Origin of the sequence: Phytomonospora endophytica (assembly GCF_014202425.1) — a bacterium.
GTDB classification, from domain to species: Bacteria; Actinomycetota; Actinomycetes; order Mycobacteriales; family Micromonosporaceae; genus Phytomonospora; species Phytomonospora endophytica.
The window spans coordinates 228,762-244,829 of the sequence record NZ_JACHGT010000001.1 but is presented as its reverse complement, the minus strand read 5'-3'; the positions used below and the strand labels follow the sequence as shown (position 1 = coordinate 244,829).

Below are 16,068 nucleotides of genomic sequence, written 5' to 3'. Positions count from 1 at the left end.
CGGTCGCCGCGTCTACAGTCTTCCCCGATCGGTTGACTCGATCCTGCGGGAGCCGCGCTGTGACCGTGCTGAGAGGAACTGAGCTTCCTGCCAGGTCGCCGTCTACCGTCGGTGACATGCGCTTGCTTGTGGTCGAGGATGAGGAACGGATGGCGGCCGCCCTTTCGCGCGGCCTGACCGCCGACGGCTTCGCCGTCGACGTCGTGCACGACGGGAAGGCCGGCCTGGAGGCCGCCCGTTTCGGTGAGTACGACGCGGTCATACTCGACGTCATGCTGCCCGGCTTGTCAGGTTATGAGGTGATCCGGCGGCTGCGTGCGGACGACAACTGGGTGCCCGTGCTGATGCTGTCGGCCAAGGACGGCGAGTACGACCAGTCCGACGGCCTCGACCTCGGCGCCGACGACTACCTGACCAAGCCCTTCTCCTACGTGGTCCTGCTCGCACGCCTGCGGGCGCTGCTGCGCCGGGGCGTGCGTGCGCGCCCGGCGATCCTGAGCGTCGGGGACCTGAGCCTCGACCCGGCGGCGCAGCGGGTCCGCCGCGGCGACACCGAGATCTCGCTGTCGACCCGGGAGTTCACGCTGCTGGAGTACCTGATGCGACACGCCGACCAGGTCCTGTCGAAGGTGGAACTGCTCGACCACGTGTGGGGCGCGCCCGTCGACACCGACGTGAACGTGGTCGAGGTCTACATCGGATACCTGCGCAAGAAGATCGACCACCCCTTCGACCGCCGTTCGGTGCGGACCGTGCGGGGCGCGGGCTACCGGCTCGTGCCCGATCTGGACGACCGGCGATGAGCGCCCCGCAGCGCCTGACCCTGCGGTCCCGGATGGTGATCATCGGGATCGTGGGGCTGCTGGTGACGCTCGGGGTCGGCGGGTTCGCGCTGGTCAAGGTCCTGGAGGTCACGCTGATGAACTCCGCCGACGCCGCCGCGGGCAACACCGCGCAGGACGTCAAGGACCTCATCGACAGCGACTACGAACTGCCCGACCCAATCCCGGTCGGGAACTCCGCGATCGTGCAGGTCCTCGCGCCCGACGGTGGGATCATGCGGGTCTCGCCGGGCGCCGACCGGCTCGTGCCCGTGCTGCGGCCGGAGCAGATCGAGCGGGCCGTCCAGAGCGCGGAACCGATCACCGTCAAGGCCGACCAGTCGACCTACGAGGGCAAGCTGCGCGTGCACGTCACCGAGGTGAACGGGTACACGATCCTGGTCGCCGTGCCGCTGGAGGACATGCAGCACAGCGTGCACTACTTCAAGATCGGCCTGATGGTGATGGTCGCGTCGATGGTCGTGCTGCTGGGGCTGGCGACCTGGTACGTGGTGGGGATGTCGCTACGTCCGGTGGAGTCGCTGCGCAAGGGCGCCGAGGAGGTGCGCGGGGCTGAGCGGCTGCCGCTGCCGAAGGGCAGCGACGAGATCCACCGGCTCGCGGTGACGCTCAACAGCATGCTCGACCGTCTCGAACACGCGCGGGCCAGACAGCGCGCCTTCGTCGCCGACGCCGCCCACGAGCTGCGCAGCCCCCTCGCCAACATGCGCACCGAACTGGAGGTCGCCGCCCGAATCGGGCCGACGCCCGACCTCCTGGAGGATCTGCTGTCCGATGTGGACCGCCTGGGCCGGCTCACCGACGACCTGCTCCTGCTGGCCAAGTCCGACGATCCCGACCGTCTGCGGCGGCGCTCGGAGCGCATCGACGTCGGCGACATGCTGACCGCGATCACCCAGCGGTACACCGGCGGCCGCGTGCCGGTCGAGTTCACCGACGCCGAGAGTCCACTGTGGGTGGACGGCGACGTGGACGGGCTGCGCCGGGCCATCGGGAACCTCATCGACAACGCCGTACGGCACGCGGTCTCCGAGGTGACGGTGTCCCTGCACCCCGACGGTACGGGCGTGCGGATCAGCGTGTGCGACGACGGCGAGGGCATCCCCGAGGATGACCGCGACCGCGTGTTCGAACGCTTCACACGCCTCGACGACGCCCGCAGCCGCGACAAGGGCGGCACCGGCCTCGGTCTGCCGATCGTGCGGGAGCTGGTGGGGCGGCACAAGGGTTCGGTGACACTGCGGGACGCGCGGCCTGGTGCGAGGCGGCCCGGGCTGCGCGCGGACGTGTGGCTGCCGGGTGTGTAAGGGTCAAAACGGCTTGCGCGCCTGCTTAGCCTGGGGCCATGTCAGGTCGCGAGCTCTCCAGGCGCTTCCACGCCTCCGTCGTCAGTCCCCTTCTCAACGGGATACCGCACGCCGCCGCCCTGCTCGGCGAAGGCTCGGAGGTCCTCGGCTTCGACGACGACGTGTCCCCGGACCACGACTTCGGTCCGCGCTGCCAGGTTTACGTCGCCGCCGACGACATCCCCGCCGCGCGAGCCGCGCTCGACGGCCTGCCCGAGGAGTTCGAGGGTCTGGTCGTCCGCTACGCCCGCACCGACGGCAGCGCCGGGCACCAGGTCGAGGTCACCACGCCTCGCGACTTCTTCACCGCGCGACTGGCCGTCGACCCCGCCGACGGCATGAGCCTCGCCGACTGGCTGCTCACGCCGACGCAGCGCTTCGCGACCCTCGCCGACGGCCCGGTCTTCGCCGACCCCGACGGCGCCCTCGCGGCCCGGCAGGACGCGCTGCGCTGGTATCCCGAGGACGTGTGGCGCTACGCGCTGGCCGCGGCATGGCTGCGGGTCGGGCAGGAGGAGGCCTTCGTCGGACGCACCGGCGGGCGCGGCGACGAGCTGGGCAGCGCGATCCTCGGCGCCCGGCTGACCCGCGAACTGGTGCGACTGGCGTTCCTGGTGGAGCGCCGGTGGGCGCCTTACGCCAAGTGGCTGGGGACGGCGTTCCGCGCGCTGCCGATCGCCGCGCGGCTCGGGCCGCTCCTCGACGAGACCCTGCACGCGCGTGACTGGCGGTCGCGCGAAGCGGCCCTCGTGCGCGCCGGGGCGGTCCTCGCCGAGGCGACCAACGCCCTCGGCCTGGCCGAGGCCGTCGACCCCGAGCCGCATCGTTTCCACACGCGCGACATCCGGGTGATCGGCGGCGAACGCTTCACCGAGGCCCTCGCCCCGGCCATCACCGACCCGGAGGTGCGCGCGCTGCTGGAGCGGCTCGGCAGCCGCTCCGACCGTCCCGTCGGTCGCCTCGTGGGCACGATCGACCAGGCGGCCGACAGCTCCGACGTGCTCGCCAACACCGACCGCTTCCGGGCCGCGCGGGCGATGCTCGGACTCCTACCTGAGTCGTAGGTGATCAAGACCTTCGGCAGACGCGCGCGCCCGGCGCCCCCGAATACTGTGGCCTCATGACCCGACCGCCACGCCGTGACCTGCTGGTCTCCGCGCTGCTCGCCGCACTGCTCGGTGGGCCGTCGGTCGCCATGCTCGTGGTGGCCGGGCCGGGACCATGGCGAAGTGGTGCGGCGGGCGTCGCGCTGGCCGTCGCCCACGCCGCCATGCCGTGGCGGCGAGTGCGCCCCCTGCCGTCGTTCGCCGTCGTGACGGCCGCCTTCGCGGGACTGGCCGCCTCGACGGGGATGTTCGTGACCTTGCCCTCGGCACTGTTGTTCCCCTTCGCGCTGTACTCGGCTTGCGCCTACGGCGGCCGGGTGGTCAGCCTGACGGCGCTGCTCATCGTGCTCGCCGGCGCCGCCGGCGGGACGCTGCGCCTGAGCTCGGACCCGGCGACGGCCGCCTCGGGCGCGCTCCCGCGCGCGGGCGTCGTCTTCGTCGCCCTGGCGGCGATGCTGCTGGCGGCGTGGAGCCTCGGACTGTGGCGGCGGGCTCAGCTCGCCTGGGCGGAGCAGCGCGCCCTCGCCGCCGCGGCGGCCGAACGCGCGCGGATCGCCGGTGAGATGCACGATGTCGTCGCGCACTCCCTGGCCGTGATCATCAGCCAGGCCAACGGCGGTCGCTACGCGGCCGAGTCCGAGCCGGACACCGCCGTCGAGGTCCTCGGGACCATCGCCAAGACCGCGAAGGCGGCGCTGGCCGACACCCGCGGGCTGCTCGGGGTCCTGGATCCCGACCCCGGCAGCGTTTCCCGGGCGCCGCAACCGACGCTCGGAGAGCTTCCCGCCCTGCTCGACCGGGTCCGCTCGGCGGGTCTCGCGGTCGAGTCGACATCGCGCGGAACGCCGCGCGGGCTGACTCCGGCCGCCGAACTCGCCCTGTACCGGCTCGCGCAGGAGGCCTTGACGAACACGCTGCGGCACGCGCCTCACTCGTCGGCATCCACATTGCACCTGGAGTGGGGCGGCGAAGCGCTCGAAGTGCACCTGACCGACACCGCGACCGGCCGCCCACCGCCGATGGCCCGCACCGAAATCGCCCCCATCGTCGAGGGACCGGGACCTCTGTCGAGGGTCCTCGCGAGAATCCGGCTTCGCTCCCCTTCCCCTGCGGTCGATCCGGTCGCGTCCACCGGTCGTGGGCTGCGCGGGATGGACGCCCGCTTCAGCGCGCTCGGCGGCACCGTGGAGGCGGGCCCGCACGGTGCGGGCTTCCGTGTCCGGGCGCGCCTGCCGTACGGCGGCGCGTCGTGATCCGCGTCTTCCTCGTCGACGACCAGGCCCTGGTCCGCGCCGGCACCGCCATGGTCATCCGCTCGCAGGCCGACATGCTCGTGTGCGGCCAAGCCTCGGACGGCGACGAGGCCGTCCGGCTCCTCGCCCGGACGCCCTGCGACGTGGTCCTCATGGACGTGCGCATGCCGCGCATGAGCGGCGTCGAGGCGACCGCTCGTGTCCTCGAAGCCCCCACCCCGCCGAAGGTCATCGTGTTGACCACCTATGACCTCGACCAGTACGCCTTCGCCGCCCTACGCGCCGGAGCGAGCGGCTTCCTCCTCAAGGACGCCGAGCCCGAAGACCTCCTCGCCGCGATCCGCACGATCCACAGTGGAGACGCCGTGCTCGCCCCGTCGACGACCCGCCGCCTCCTCGAACACGTCGCCGCCGAGCTCCCGGTGCCCCCGTCCGACGGTGATCCGGCCGCCGCACTCACCGAGCGCGAACGCGACGTGCTCCTGGAGGTCGCCACCGGCGCCTCCAACGCCGAGATCGGGAGGCGCCTGCACCTCTCTGAGGGGACGATCAAGACCCACGTCGGCCGTGTCCTGGCCAAACTCGGCCTCCGCGACCGCGTCCAGGCGGTCATCTGGGCTTACGACCACCGCCTCGTCCGTCCACGCTGACCGCGCCAGGTCCCGCCCCGAAGTCACCCCTCGGGTCCCATAAGCGCAAGGCCTCCGGGAGACGCGCGGGCGGCCCCCGGCGGGTGATCGTGGATTCATGACCCGCTTCCGCGACATCCGCATCCTCGTCCCCCTCCTGGCCTGGGCCCTCGCCTACGGCTCCGTCCAGATCTGGTCGGTCGTGAACGGTCCGGGCACCGCGCTCGGTGCCTTCACCGGAGCGCCGGCCACCGCCCTCTGCGCCGCCGCCGCGGTGGCGGGGCTCTGGCAGCATCGCTCCCCCACACCCGCCTCGATCACTCTCGGCGCCACGGCCACCGTCCTGCTCGCGGTGGCGCCGTACCGGCTCGTCCTCGACCTCTTCGGCCTGGTCTATTCCGGCTCCGGCATCGCGTTCAGCGCCGCTCCCTTCGCCTCCCGCGTGGGCTGCCTCACCGGCGCCGCCCTGCTCGCGGTGTCCACAGTGGCCGCGGTCCGCCGCCGCTCCTCCGGCGCGGCACCGGCCGTCGCGCTCGAACGCCCACCGCGCTGGGCCTGGGCGAGCGCCTACCTGGTGGTGGCCGCGTTCGCCGTCCGCATGGTCTGGCAGGCGGGTTTCGAGTCCTCGCCGCCTTCCGGCTCGTCGATCACCTTCGCCGACGCACCCCTCACCGGTGCGCTGACGATGCTTCCGTTCGCCGCGGCGGGCCTTCTGCTCCCGCTCGCCCTCGTCCACTCCTGGGGCCGCGTCTTCCCACGCTGGGTTCCGGTCGCCGCGGGCCGCCGGGTTCCGCGGCCACTCCTGCTGGCCCCCGCCGCGCTCGCCTCGGTGCTGATCCTCGCCTACTTCGCCAGCGGCACCGTCGCCCTCGCCGCCACGGCACTGCGGCTCGTTCCCGGTGACGCCGCTGAAGCCGCCCGCATTCTCGCCGGGACATGGCTCGCGGACCTCGCCTACGTCGCCTGGGGCACGGGCCTCGCAGCGGCGGCCGTCGGCTACCACCGAGTCACCCGCGAAGGCGCCACCCCGAGGACGATCATGAGCTCTTAGTCCCAGATGCCTCTACCCCGCGCCCCTCTAGGCGGGGTATTTTGTTCAGACCACAAACTAAGGAGCCCTCATGACTCGTCCGCCGAACCCCGGTGACCGCTTCTCCTTCGGCCTGTGGACGGTCGGCTGGACCGCCCGGGACATGTTCGGCGAGGCCTCGCGGCCGGCGCTCGACCCGGTCGAGGCCGTGCACCGGCTCGCCGAGCTGGGCGCCGCGGCGGTGTCCTTCCACGACGACGACCTCGTGCCCGACGACGCCACCCGCGACAAGACCCTCGCGGCCTTCCGCTCGGCGCTCGACGACACGGGCATGTACGTCTCGACGGCGACGACGAACCTGTTCGGCCACCCGGTCTTCAAGGACGGCGCCTTCACCGCCAACGACCGTGCCGTCCGCCGCCACGCCCTGCGCAAGACCCTCCGCAACATCGACCTCGCCGCCGAGCTGGGCGCGCCCACCTACGTGCTGTGGGGCGGTCGCGAAGGCGCGGAGTCGGGTGCCGCCAAGGACGTCCGCGCGGCCTTCGACCGCTACGCCGAGGCGCTGAACATCCTCACCGCGTACGTGCGTGAGCAGGGCTACGATCTGCGCTTCGCCCTGGAACCGAAGCCGAACGAGCCGCGCGGGGACATCCTGCTGCCGACGATCGGGCACGCACTGGCTTTCATCGGGTCCCTTGAGGACCCCGACCTGGTCGGTGTGAACCCGGAGGTCGGCCACGAGGAGATGGCGGGGCTGAACTTCGCGCACGGCATCACCCAGGCGCTGTGGCACGGGAAGCTGTTCCACATCGACCTCAACGGGCAGCACGGCCCGCGTTTCGACCAGGACCTCCGCTTCGGCGCCGGCAACCTGCGCGGTGCCTTCTGGACCGTCGACGCGCTGGAGTCCGGCGGCTACGCGGGTCCGCGCCACTTCGACTACAAGCCCCCGCGCACCGAGGACATGGACGGCGTGTGGGCGACGGCGGCGGCGTGCATGCGCAACTACCTGATCCTGGCCGAGAAGGCGGCCGCGTTCCGCGCCGACCCGGAGGTCGCCGAGGCCCTGACCGCCTCGCGGGTCCCCGAGCTGTCCGAGCCGACGATGGGCGCCGGTGAGTCGCTGGAGTCCCTGCGCGCCGAGACCCTCGACGTGGAGGCGGAGGCCCGGCGTGGCATGGCCTTCGAGCACCTCGACCAGCTCGCCATGGAGCACCTCCTGGGCGTGCGATGAGCACGGCCATGACCCTGGTCGCCGGGGTCGACTGCGGTACGCAGTCGACCAAGGTCGTGGTCTGCGACGCCGCGTCCGGGCGCGTCGTGCGCTCGGGCTCGGCGCCGCACCCGGACGCCACCGAGGTCGACCCGGAGATCTGGTGGAAGGCCTTCGCCGAGGCCTCCGCCGGGCTCCTCGACGGGGTCGAGGCGATGGCCGTCGGCGGTCAGCAGCACGGGATGGTGTGCCTGGACGCCGCCGACCGGGTCCTGCGCCCGGCGATCCTGTGGAACGACACCCGTTCGGCGCCCGACGCCGTCGAGCTGATCGGCGAGCTGGGCGGCGCCGGCCGCTGGGCCGAGGCGACCGGTTCGGTGCCGGTCGCGAGCTTCACCGTGACGAAACTGCGCTGGCTGGCCCGCAACGAGCCCGAGCACGCCGCCCGGACGAACACGGTCCTGCTCCCGCACGACTGGCTGACCTGGCGGCTCACCGGTTCCTTCACGACCGATCGCGGCGACGCCTCCGGCACCGGCTACTGGTCACCGTCCACACAGGACTGGCGGCCCGACCTGCTCGGTCTCGCGCTCGGCCGCGAACCGGGGCTGCCCCGGGTGGCCGCGCCCGCCGAGATCGTCGGGCGGACCGGCGACGGGATCCGGGTCGCGGCGGGCACCGGCGACAACGCCGCCGCCGCGCTCGGCCTGGGGCTCCACCCCGGTGACGCGGTCGTCTCCATCGGTACCTCCGGCACCGTCTACGCCGTCGCCGAGTCCCCCACCGCCGACGCGACGGGGACCGTCGCCGGTTTCGCCGACGCCACCGGCCGCCACCTTCCGCTGGTCGCGACCCTCAACGCCGCCCGCGTGCTGGGTGCGACGACGAACCTGCTGGGCCGTCCCGTCGCGGAGCTGACGGCACTGGCCCTGGCGGCCCGGCCGGGCGCCGGGGGCCTGGCCTTCCTGCCCTACCTGGACGGCGAGCGCACCCCGAACCTGCCCGACGCCACCGGCACCCTCACGGGCCTGACCCGCGCGAACATGACGCCGGAGAACCTGGCCCGTGCCGCCGTCGAGGGCATGCTCTGCGCCCTCGCCGACGGTCTGGACGCCCTGCGCGGTCTCGGTGTCCCGGTGAACCGTGTCCGGCTGATCGGGGGCGCGGCGGCCTCGGCGGCCGTGCGGCACGTGGCCGGGACGGTCTTCGACGTTCCCGTCACGGTCCCGGCTCCCGCCGAGTACGTGGCCCTGGGGGCGGCGAGGCAGGCGGCGTGGGCCTTGAGCGGTGCCGCCGAGGCCCCGGACTGGCCGGTGGAGGCAACCGGCGTCGAGGCGACGACGGTCCCGGCGGTGCGAGAGGGGTACCGGGCGGCCCAGGAGTCGGTGCTGGGGTGGACGAGGGGCCTTAGTCCTCTGTCCACAGGGGAGTGAACTCGCGTGGCCGGAGCGGTGGCGGCGGATCGAAGGCGAGGAGCACCTTGATGTCCATCGTGACCTCCTCGCCCCGGTCTGCGGCGGTGCGGATCTCGTCGGCCCTGCGCGTGATGTCCGCGGCGTACGCGGCGGACGCGCTCGGGTCCTGCTCACCGAAATGTGCCAGGGCCTTGCCGAGTCGTGGCGCGAGCAGCGTCGCGGGGACGGTGACCCCGCGCAGTCCGAGGTTGCGGTCGGCGGCGACCAGGGGCGCGACCGTCCGCCAGAACTCGACCGTGTCGGCGGGGACGGCTCCGGTCGCCTCGCCGATGGCGGCGTCGACTCGGGGCGCGGGCCATTTCCCGTTCAAGGCGGCGACGATCGCCTGCAGGAACAGCACTTCCGGGTCGGCGGCCTCCCGCGCGAAGGCGGGCAGGACGTCCGATGCCTCCAGGGTGTGCCCACCGAACAACCGCTCCCGGGCGATCCGCGCGCCGACGACCTCGGCGCGCTCGGCCGCCGCCGAGCAGCCCTTCGTCGCCCCCGCCCGGTAGAGGCGCAGAGCGGCTCCGGGCAGGTCGGCGTCGAGGGCGCGGTCACCGGCGACGCAGATCCAGTTGCCGGCCGAGAGTCCTCCGCCTATCGCGGCCAGCGCCTCGGCGCGCCCGCCGAGCGCCGGGTTCCCCGGCTCCAGCCAGTCGAGCATCCTGGGAACGGCGTGCCGGCGCGCCTCCGCGCTCGTCTCGACCGCTCCGGAACCGGCGATCGCGACGATCCGTTCGCACAGGTCGTCGGGAAAGACCGACCTCACGGTTCCGCCCATCCGGGTGATCGCCTCCCAGGACTCCCAGCCTTCGGCGATCCGCGCGGGCTCGGCGCCCGCGAGCCAGCGCCGGAGCACCTCCGTCACGGTCTCCTCGGCGACCACCGCCCGCCGGTTCTCGCGCGAGTCCAGCGCGGTCCGCTCGATCAGCTCGACCGCCGCCGCCGGATCCGCGTCGGCGATCGCGAGGAACTGCGGCCCCATCACCTCGATGCCCTTGACCCCACCGATTCCCTTGGCCCGGCGCTCGGCGACCAGCGCGCGAATCGCGGCCGCCCGGACCGGCACCGCCTCGGCCGGATTCATCGCGTCGGCGCGCTTGACGGCCTTCTTGAACCTCGACGTCTCGAACATCGCCCACTCCCCGTCCCGTTCGGGGTGAAGTTACCCGTGTTCGCCCGGGCGGGTGCCCCCGGGCGGACCGGGCACTCCACAAGGGACGGGCGGCGTCCGCATGTGGACGCCGCCCGTCGACCGGGTCAGACGAAGGTCACCTTGATGAACCTCGGCCGGTAGATGCTGGGGTCCCGGTAGTGATCGGCGCCGTCATGGACTCCGGTGTCCATGCTGTTGACGTTGTAGGAGATCACCCACGTGTTCCCCGAACTCAGTTCGGGATGGGCGTGGGCGTTGTAGGCGATGATGTCGCCGTCCCAGTACGACCCGTACGGTCCGGGCTCGGGCATCCGGTACACCGAACTGCGCCGCCCGAAGGGTCCGGCCGGGTTGCAGGAGGTGTAGCCGTTGATCCAGCCGCTGAACGCCTCGGTGCTGTCCTGACTGATCAACAGGAACTGCCCGCTCCACGGCGAGACCGAGTACTCGTTGGCGATCCCGTTGAGCGAGTCCTCACCGGCGGTCTCCCGCTCGGTCCAGCCGCGCGGGGTCCAGAACTGCCAGCGGCCGGAGGCGAGGTCGGAGCCCCGGACGCGGGCGATGCGCATCTTCTTGTTGATCTTCGCGTCGTTCACGCCGTAGACGTAGGTGTACCCGTCGCCGCTGCGCGAGGACGGCATGAGTGCCGAGGCCCACGCGACACCGCTGGCCGAGGGGAGCGCCTTGACGCTCTCCGGGCTGCTCAGGTTGGCGAGGTTGAACGTCGCCACGACGTTGCGGTTGAAGGCGAATCCCCAGTTGTCGGGGTACCCGTCGCCGTCACCGTCGTCGCTGACCTTCTTGTACTCCTGGTAGACGACCTGGAGTTTCCCGGAGCCGGTGATCATCCCGTCCCCGGCCCAGAACCAGTGCAGGGCCTGTGAGGGCGGCATGATCGCCGTCGGCGAGGACTTGCTGCCGCCGGTGACGGTGGTGAACCTGGTCCCGTTCTGGATCACGAAGGTGCTGTTGATCAGCTGTGCGGTGATCGGCCTGGTGCCGTCGGACTTCAGCGGCCCGAGGAAGGTGTCGGAGAAGATCCACAGGATGCGGCCGTCGGGCAGCTTGACCGAGTAGGTCGAGTCGCCGCCGGTCCACTCCGGGAACGCCGCCGTCATGGCGTAGTCGTTGAAGGCCGTCTCCGGGGCGGCGTTGACCTCCACGTAGGCCGGTTCGGGTGTGCGCAGGCTGCACGAGCGGTTCGACAGGGCGATGAGGTTCTCGGCCTTGAAGGGGTAGGTGCGGAAGTCGCCGCCCGCGTCGGAGCTGTGGATCTTCAGGTCGGTGCGGACCGCGACGAGGGTGACGACCATCGGCCAGGCGAAGTCGGTGACGCGGAGGACGCCGTCGGCGTTCGGGTAGACGATCCGGGCCGCGTTGGGGTACTTCGCCAGCGTTCCCGACGCGCCGGTGGGAGCCCAGACCAGGCCGATGTAGGACAGGTCGGGATGGGATCCGTTGGGACCGATCGTGAGGGTCCCGCAGTATCCGCAGTTCGGGTCGCCGTAGTTCTTCTGCGCGGCGAAGTCGTAGTACTGGGCGCCGCCGGGCGCGAGCCCGAAACCGAAGGCCTGGTCGTTGACCTTGAGGTTCTCGTGGGTGCGCCACGGCCTCGCCCCGCCGAGCGAGTCGCCCTCGGTCGGGTACGAGCCGTCGGGTTTCTGGAAGGTCTCCAGCTCGTCCCGCCACATCGACCGGTCGGAGTCGGCGTAACCGAAACCGGCGTGCGGGTTCGGCGGCGGACCGGACTGCTCGCCGCTGAGGCGATAGTTCGCCACGGCGAAACCGACCAGCAGGTCGTCGAGGCTCAGGCCGTAGGACGACGCGGCGGCCCGGATCGCCTCGATCGGCAGGTGGTCGTGGTCGCGGACGTTCTCCCAGGTGTTCCGGACGAAGGCCGCACCGGTGCGTTCGGTGAGGTACAGCGGGAACAGGAAGGCGCCGTACGGGCGCGTGTTGCCCAGGCCGTCCCACTCGTTGATCGCCGCGTAGGGCCGGCTCAGGAAGGTGCCGACGCCGTGCGCGTAGTCGTCGGCCTGGCCCAGCGGGTCGAAGGGGACGCGCTTGTAGGTCTGGTGCGTCGCCCACTCCGCGGTGGCCTCCTGCCACCAGTTCATGGAGCCGAACTCCTCGCCGCCGACGAAGTCCCAGAGGTAGTCCCAGGTGACGTCGCTCTTGTCCCAGAACTGGTACTGGAAGACGTGGAACAGCTCGTGGCGCGGGAGGTAGTCGTACTGGCCCGGGTCCGGCGGCATGAGCATCGTCGGCTGCTGGTTGATGCCGAAGGGGAGCACGAAGGGCGCGTCCATCGGCTGCCCGAGGATGCTCTCGATGCCGACGACGACCGCGAAGGGCTTGTCGTCCTTGACGGTGATCGGATAGCCCATCGCCCGGTACTCGTCGAACGCGACCGACAGGGCGTTGGCCATGTTCACGATCGCCAGCGGGCGCCCGTTGGCTCCCGCCGCCGGCGGCACGCCGGGGCTCGAACCACTGGCGATGTTGTAGAGGAGGACGAACTCGCCGCTGTAGAAGCGGCACTTCAGGTTCGCGCCGAGGTACTCGTAGGAGGCCCCGCCGCAGTCGGGACTCGCCGCCACACCGAGGTCGCCGCCGCCGGTGCCCGACCTGTCGGTCAGGGTCGGGGCGATTCCGGCGCGCGCCTCCTCGGAGGCGCCGACCGCGTGGGCGGCGATGTACTGGGCGAAGTGCGCCGCGTCGACGTCCAGGTCACCGGTCGGGCGCAGCCCGGCGGGCACCGACGCCGGATCCGCCACGGCCGACGTGCCGTACCGAACCAGGTCGTCGTCGGACAGCTCGCCGCGCTCATAGGCGGCGGCGATCTTCTCGGCGGGGCCGAAGTCCGGCTTCGCCGAGGCGTCGATCCGCCCGTCGGCGACCGGGACGGGATCGTAGGGCTTCGGGTCGGGTACGCCGGGCCGCTCCGGCGCGGCGGCGGTCGCCGCCGGTGGCGGCTCGGCCGCGGCCTGCTCGACGGTCGGGATGGAACCGGTCGTGGCGACCGCCATGACGGCGACGGACGCGAAGACGAGGAGGGGATGACGCTTGCGATGACGTCTGGGCAAGGTGACTCCCGGGGTGAGAGTTCGGGATCGCGGGGGGCGCAGCGATCATCGCAGCGACGGCGTCCCGGAGCGAGGTCGTCGGTGCCCGGCGATGCGCTGGCGTGTGCGGTCGCGGGACCGGCCGTCCGCGGTTCGCCCTCATGCTCGCGGACCGTCGTTCGTCATCGCGCGCATCGCCGGGTCCGCACTCGACTGTCACTGAGCACGAAATGGAAATGCACAGGAATCTGTCGACGACATCGCGCGGTGCCCGCATTCCGTCGCGATGAACGTTCTTCGACGCGAAAGGCCTGCCGATCGGGAAGGTCCGGCCCGGCCGTACACTTCGACTTTCGATGGGGGTGCCCGTGCCAGGTCTGGAAACAGCGTTCATCGCCTTGGGAACGGCCGTGGCGAAAACCGCGTGCGACGTATGGATGGGGAACAACAAATTCCTCTCCGGAGTGAGTTCCGCGCTGATCGGCTTCGGCGGAGATCGTTTAACCCAGAGCCGTGCACAGCGCAGTTTCCGCCGTATCTGGGAACAGGCCGCCGATCTGCTGAGCGCACGCCTGGAACCATTGATCGACAAGGAATTCCGTGATCTGCCCGCCAACGAGGTCCGCGCGGCGGTCGACGCGGTGCGCACCACCTTCGACAACGCCGAGCTCACCGAGGCGGACCTGTTCGCACAGGATCTCGACGCGGGTTATCTCGAAAGGTTTCTCCGCGAGCAGGACCCCACCCGCAAGGAACGTGCCGGACTGTCCGGCGCGGGCGGGCTCTACGACCTTCTCCTGAAGCAGTCCTGCGCCTACCTGATCGAAACCGTTCAGGCCCTTCCCATCGCCACGAGTGGGAGCGCGCTCGCCGAACTCCTGGGACGGGACCGGCAGATCCTCGACGAACTGGCGAAACTGCTCGAAAGGGTGCCCATCCGCCGTGGTGAGGACGACTTCGAACTCAACTACCGCCAGCTGGTCGCCAACCGGCTCGATCACGTCGAGTTCTTCGGGGCGACGCTTGAGGAGTCCAGCAGGCGCTACTCGCTCTCGGTCGCGTATCTGAACCTCACCGTCTCCGGCGACTTCCGGCTGCCGAACCGTGTCACCGCGCCGTCCGGCCTGGCCAGGGTGGACCAGGTGCTGGCGTCCACCGACCGGTTGTTCATCCGGGGGGAGGCCGGACTCGGGAAGACGACGCTGCTCCAGTGGATCGCCGTGCAGTGCGTTCGGCAGAGCTTCTCCGGAAGGCTCGAACCGTGGAACCGGATGACCCCCTTCTTCATCCCACTGCGACGGCACGCCGCGGGCTCACTTCCGTCGCCGGAGCTCTTCCTCGACGAGGTCGGCCGCAACATCGCCGCCGAGATGCCACGGGACTGGGTCCACCGGCGACTTCGCTCGGGGCAGGCGATCGTCCTGATCGACGGCGTCGACGAACTGGCCGACGATCGCCGGGAGGAGGCCCGTACCTGGCTGCGTAGCCTCGTCGCGGCCTTCCCCCGCGCCCGCTATGTCGTGACGTCCCGGCCGGCGGCCGCGCCCCCGACGTGGCTGGGCGGTGAGGAGTTCACCGTCGCCGAACTGGAGCCGATGAGCCGCGCCGACGTGCCCGTCTTCATCGGCCGCTGGCACGACGCCATGCGCGACCAGTCCACGCGCACCTCGGAACGCCAGGATCTCGACGAATGCGAACGACAGCTCAAGAAGGCCTTCGGAGAACACCGGCATCTGCGCCTGCTGGCCGGTTATCCGCTGCTGTGCGCCCTGCTGTGCGCGCTGAACCGGGATCGGGGCGCCGAACTGCCGAAGAACCGCATGGAACTGTACGACGTCGCGTTGCAGATGATGCTGGAGCGAAGGGACAGCGAGCGCCGCATCACCGGGACTCTCACCTTGAGCCGGACGGACAAGAAGGTGCTGCTGCGCGACCTCGCGTACTGGCTCATCCGCAACGACCGGGCCTCGGCACCGAGCGAACGGGTCCGCGAACGGATCCGGAAGAAGCTCGCCTCGATGGCCCAGATCAGCGCCGACGCCGAGACGGTGTACCGGCTGCTGCTGGAACGCAGCGGACTGATCCGGGAACCCGTCGAAGGCAACACCGACTTCGTGCACCGTTCCTTCCAGGAGTTCCTGGCCGCCGATCAGGCCGTGGAGAACGATGACATCGGCGTGCTGATCGCCAACGCCTACACCGACATCTGGAGCGAGGTCGTCGTGATGGCCGCCGGGCACGCCAGTGTCAGACAGCGGGAGGAGCTACTGAGCGGTCTGCTCGACCGCAGCGACGGCGACTTCCACCGCGACGCGCTGCGGCTGGTGGCGGCGGCCTGCATGGAGACCTCGCCCGAACTCTCCCCGCGCCTGCGGCACCGGGTCCGCGAGGCGACGGCCGCGCTCCTGCCGCCGAAGACGATGGAGGCCGCCAACGTCCTCGCCAGAACGGGATCGTTCACGCTGGACCTGCTGGCCCGGTCCACGCCGATCGAGGAGAACGAGGTCGCCGCGACGATCCGGGCGGCGGCGCTGATCGGCGATCCCGCGGCGCTCTCGCTGATCGCCCGGTTCAAGAAGGACACCCGCAACGTCGTCGCCATGGAGCTGTTCCGGGCCTTCGAGCAGTTCGATCCGCTCGAATACACCCGCGAGGTCCTCGTCGGCTCGTGGCACGCCGACACCTTCCTGGCGGTCGACGATCCCGACTTCATCCGCATCCTGCCGATGCTCAAGCAGCTGAAGCACCTGTCCCTCGCCTTCGCGCAGACCGACGCCCCGATCCGCCTGGCCTTCGTGTCGCAGATGCCGGCGCTGACGGAGATCGATCTCGTATCGGGGAGGTTCGATCTCTCGCCGCTCACCGGGCTGCCCGCCTCGCTGACCGTGCGAATCTCGCCGCAGGTGACCGTCACCGCGCGGCCGGGCTTCGGTCCGACCCTCGTACAGCTTCCCTGAGCGAGGCGCGC

The 16,068-nt window shown here is 71.3% G+C and carries 11 protein-coding genes; 9 read left to right on the top strand and 2 right to left on the bottom strand.

Annotation, left to right across the window (positions count from 1 at the left end; genetic code table 11):
- The first annotated feature begins 116 nt into the window (after window positions 1-116).
- The 8 genes from HNR73_RS01030 to xylB all read left to right on the top strand — a co-directional run bounded on the left by HNR73_RS01030 (window position 117) and on the right by xylB (window position 8,855).
- A complete protein-coding gene (locus HNR73_RS01030) occupies window positions 117-803 on the top strand; it encodes a response regulator transcription factor (RefSeq protein ID WP_184785277.1) in 687 nt (228 codons plus the stop codon).
- Window positions 804-838: 35 nt separating this feature from the next.
- Window positions 839-2,149 carry a sensor histidine kinase gene (locus HNR73_RS01025; RefSeq protein ID WP_184785705.1) on the top strand — a complete coding sequence of 437 codons (1,311 nt, stop codon included), beginning with the start codon at window positions 839-841 and terminating at the stop codon, window positions 2,147-2,149.
- Window positions 2,150-2,187: 38 nt separating this feature from the next.
- Window positions 2,188-3,252 carry a DUF4037 domain-containing protein gene (locus HNR73_RS01020; protein WP_184785276.1) on the top strand — a complete coding sequence of 355 codons (1,065 nt, stop codon included), beginning with the start codon at window positions 2,188-2,190 and terminating at the stop codon, window positions 3,250-3,252.
- 56 nt (window positions 3,253-3,308) lie between these two features.
- Window positions 3,309-4,547, top strand: coding sequence for a sensor histidine kinase (locus tag HNR73_RS40570; protein WP_184785275.1), 1,239 nt, complete (start codon window positions 3,309-3,311; stop codon window positions 4,545-4,547).
- Window positions 4,544-5,197, top strand: a complete 654-nt coding sequence (locus HNR73_RS01010) for a response regulator (RefSeq protein WP_184785274.1) — start codon at window positions 4,544-4,546, stop codon at window positions 5,195-5,197. Before HNR73_RS40570 ends, HNR73_RS01010 begins: the two co-directional genes overlap by 4 nt.
- Window positions 5,198-5,294: 97 nt before the next feature.
- Complete coding sequence (locus HNR73_RS01005; protein ID WP_184785273.1) at window positions 5,295-6,227, top strand: hypothetical protein; 933 nt, start codon at window positions 5,295-5,297, stop codon at window positions 6,225-6,227.
- Window positions 6,228-6,297: 70 nt separating this feature from the next.
- Window positions 6,298-7,443, top strand: a complete 1,146-nt coding sequence (gene xylA / locus HNR73_RS01000; protein ID WP_184785272.1) for a xylose isomerase — start codon at window positions 6,298-6,300, stop codon at window positions 7,441-7,443.
- An 8-nt stretch (window positions 7,444-7,451) separates the two neighbouring features.
- Complete coding sequence (xylB, locus tag HNR73_RS00995; protein WP_184785271.1) at window positions 7,452-8,855, top strand: xylulokinase; 1,404 nt, start codon at window positions 7,452-7,454, stop codon at window positions 8,853-8,855.
- On the opposite strand, the gene HNR73_RS00990 is transcribed toward xylB, so the two are convergent.
- Together HNR73_RS00990 and HNR73_RS00985 are read right to left on the bottom strand one after the other, a co-directional pair.
- A complete protein-coding gene (locus HNR73_RS00990; RefSeq protein WP_184785270.1) occupies window positions 8,830-10,014 on the bottom strand; it encodes a hypothetical protein in 1,185 nt (394 codons plus the stop codon). The two genes, xylB and HNR73_RS00990, sit on opposite strands and share 26 nt — an antisense overlap.
- A gap of 125 nt (window positions 10,015-10,139) precedes the next feature.
- The gene (locus tag HNR73_RS00985) at window positions 10,140-13,121 is read right to left on the bottom strand and encodes a DUF5005 domain-containing protein (RefSeq protein WP_239122241.1); all 2,982 of its coding nucleotides are present in this window, start codon (window positions 13,119-13,121) and stop codon (window positions 10,140-10,142) included.
- 335 nt (window positions 13,122-13,456) lie between these two features.
- On the opposite strand from HNR73_RS00985, the gene HNR73_RS00980 reads away from it, so the two are divergent.
- On the top strand, window positions 13,457-16,057 hold the full coding sequence (locus tag HNR73_RS00980; protein WP_373316627.1) for an NACHT domain-containing protein: 2,601 nt from the start codon (window positions 13,457-13,459) through the stop codon (window positions 16,055-16,057).
- The last annotated feature ends 11 nt before the right edge of the window (window positions 16,058-16,068 follow it).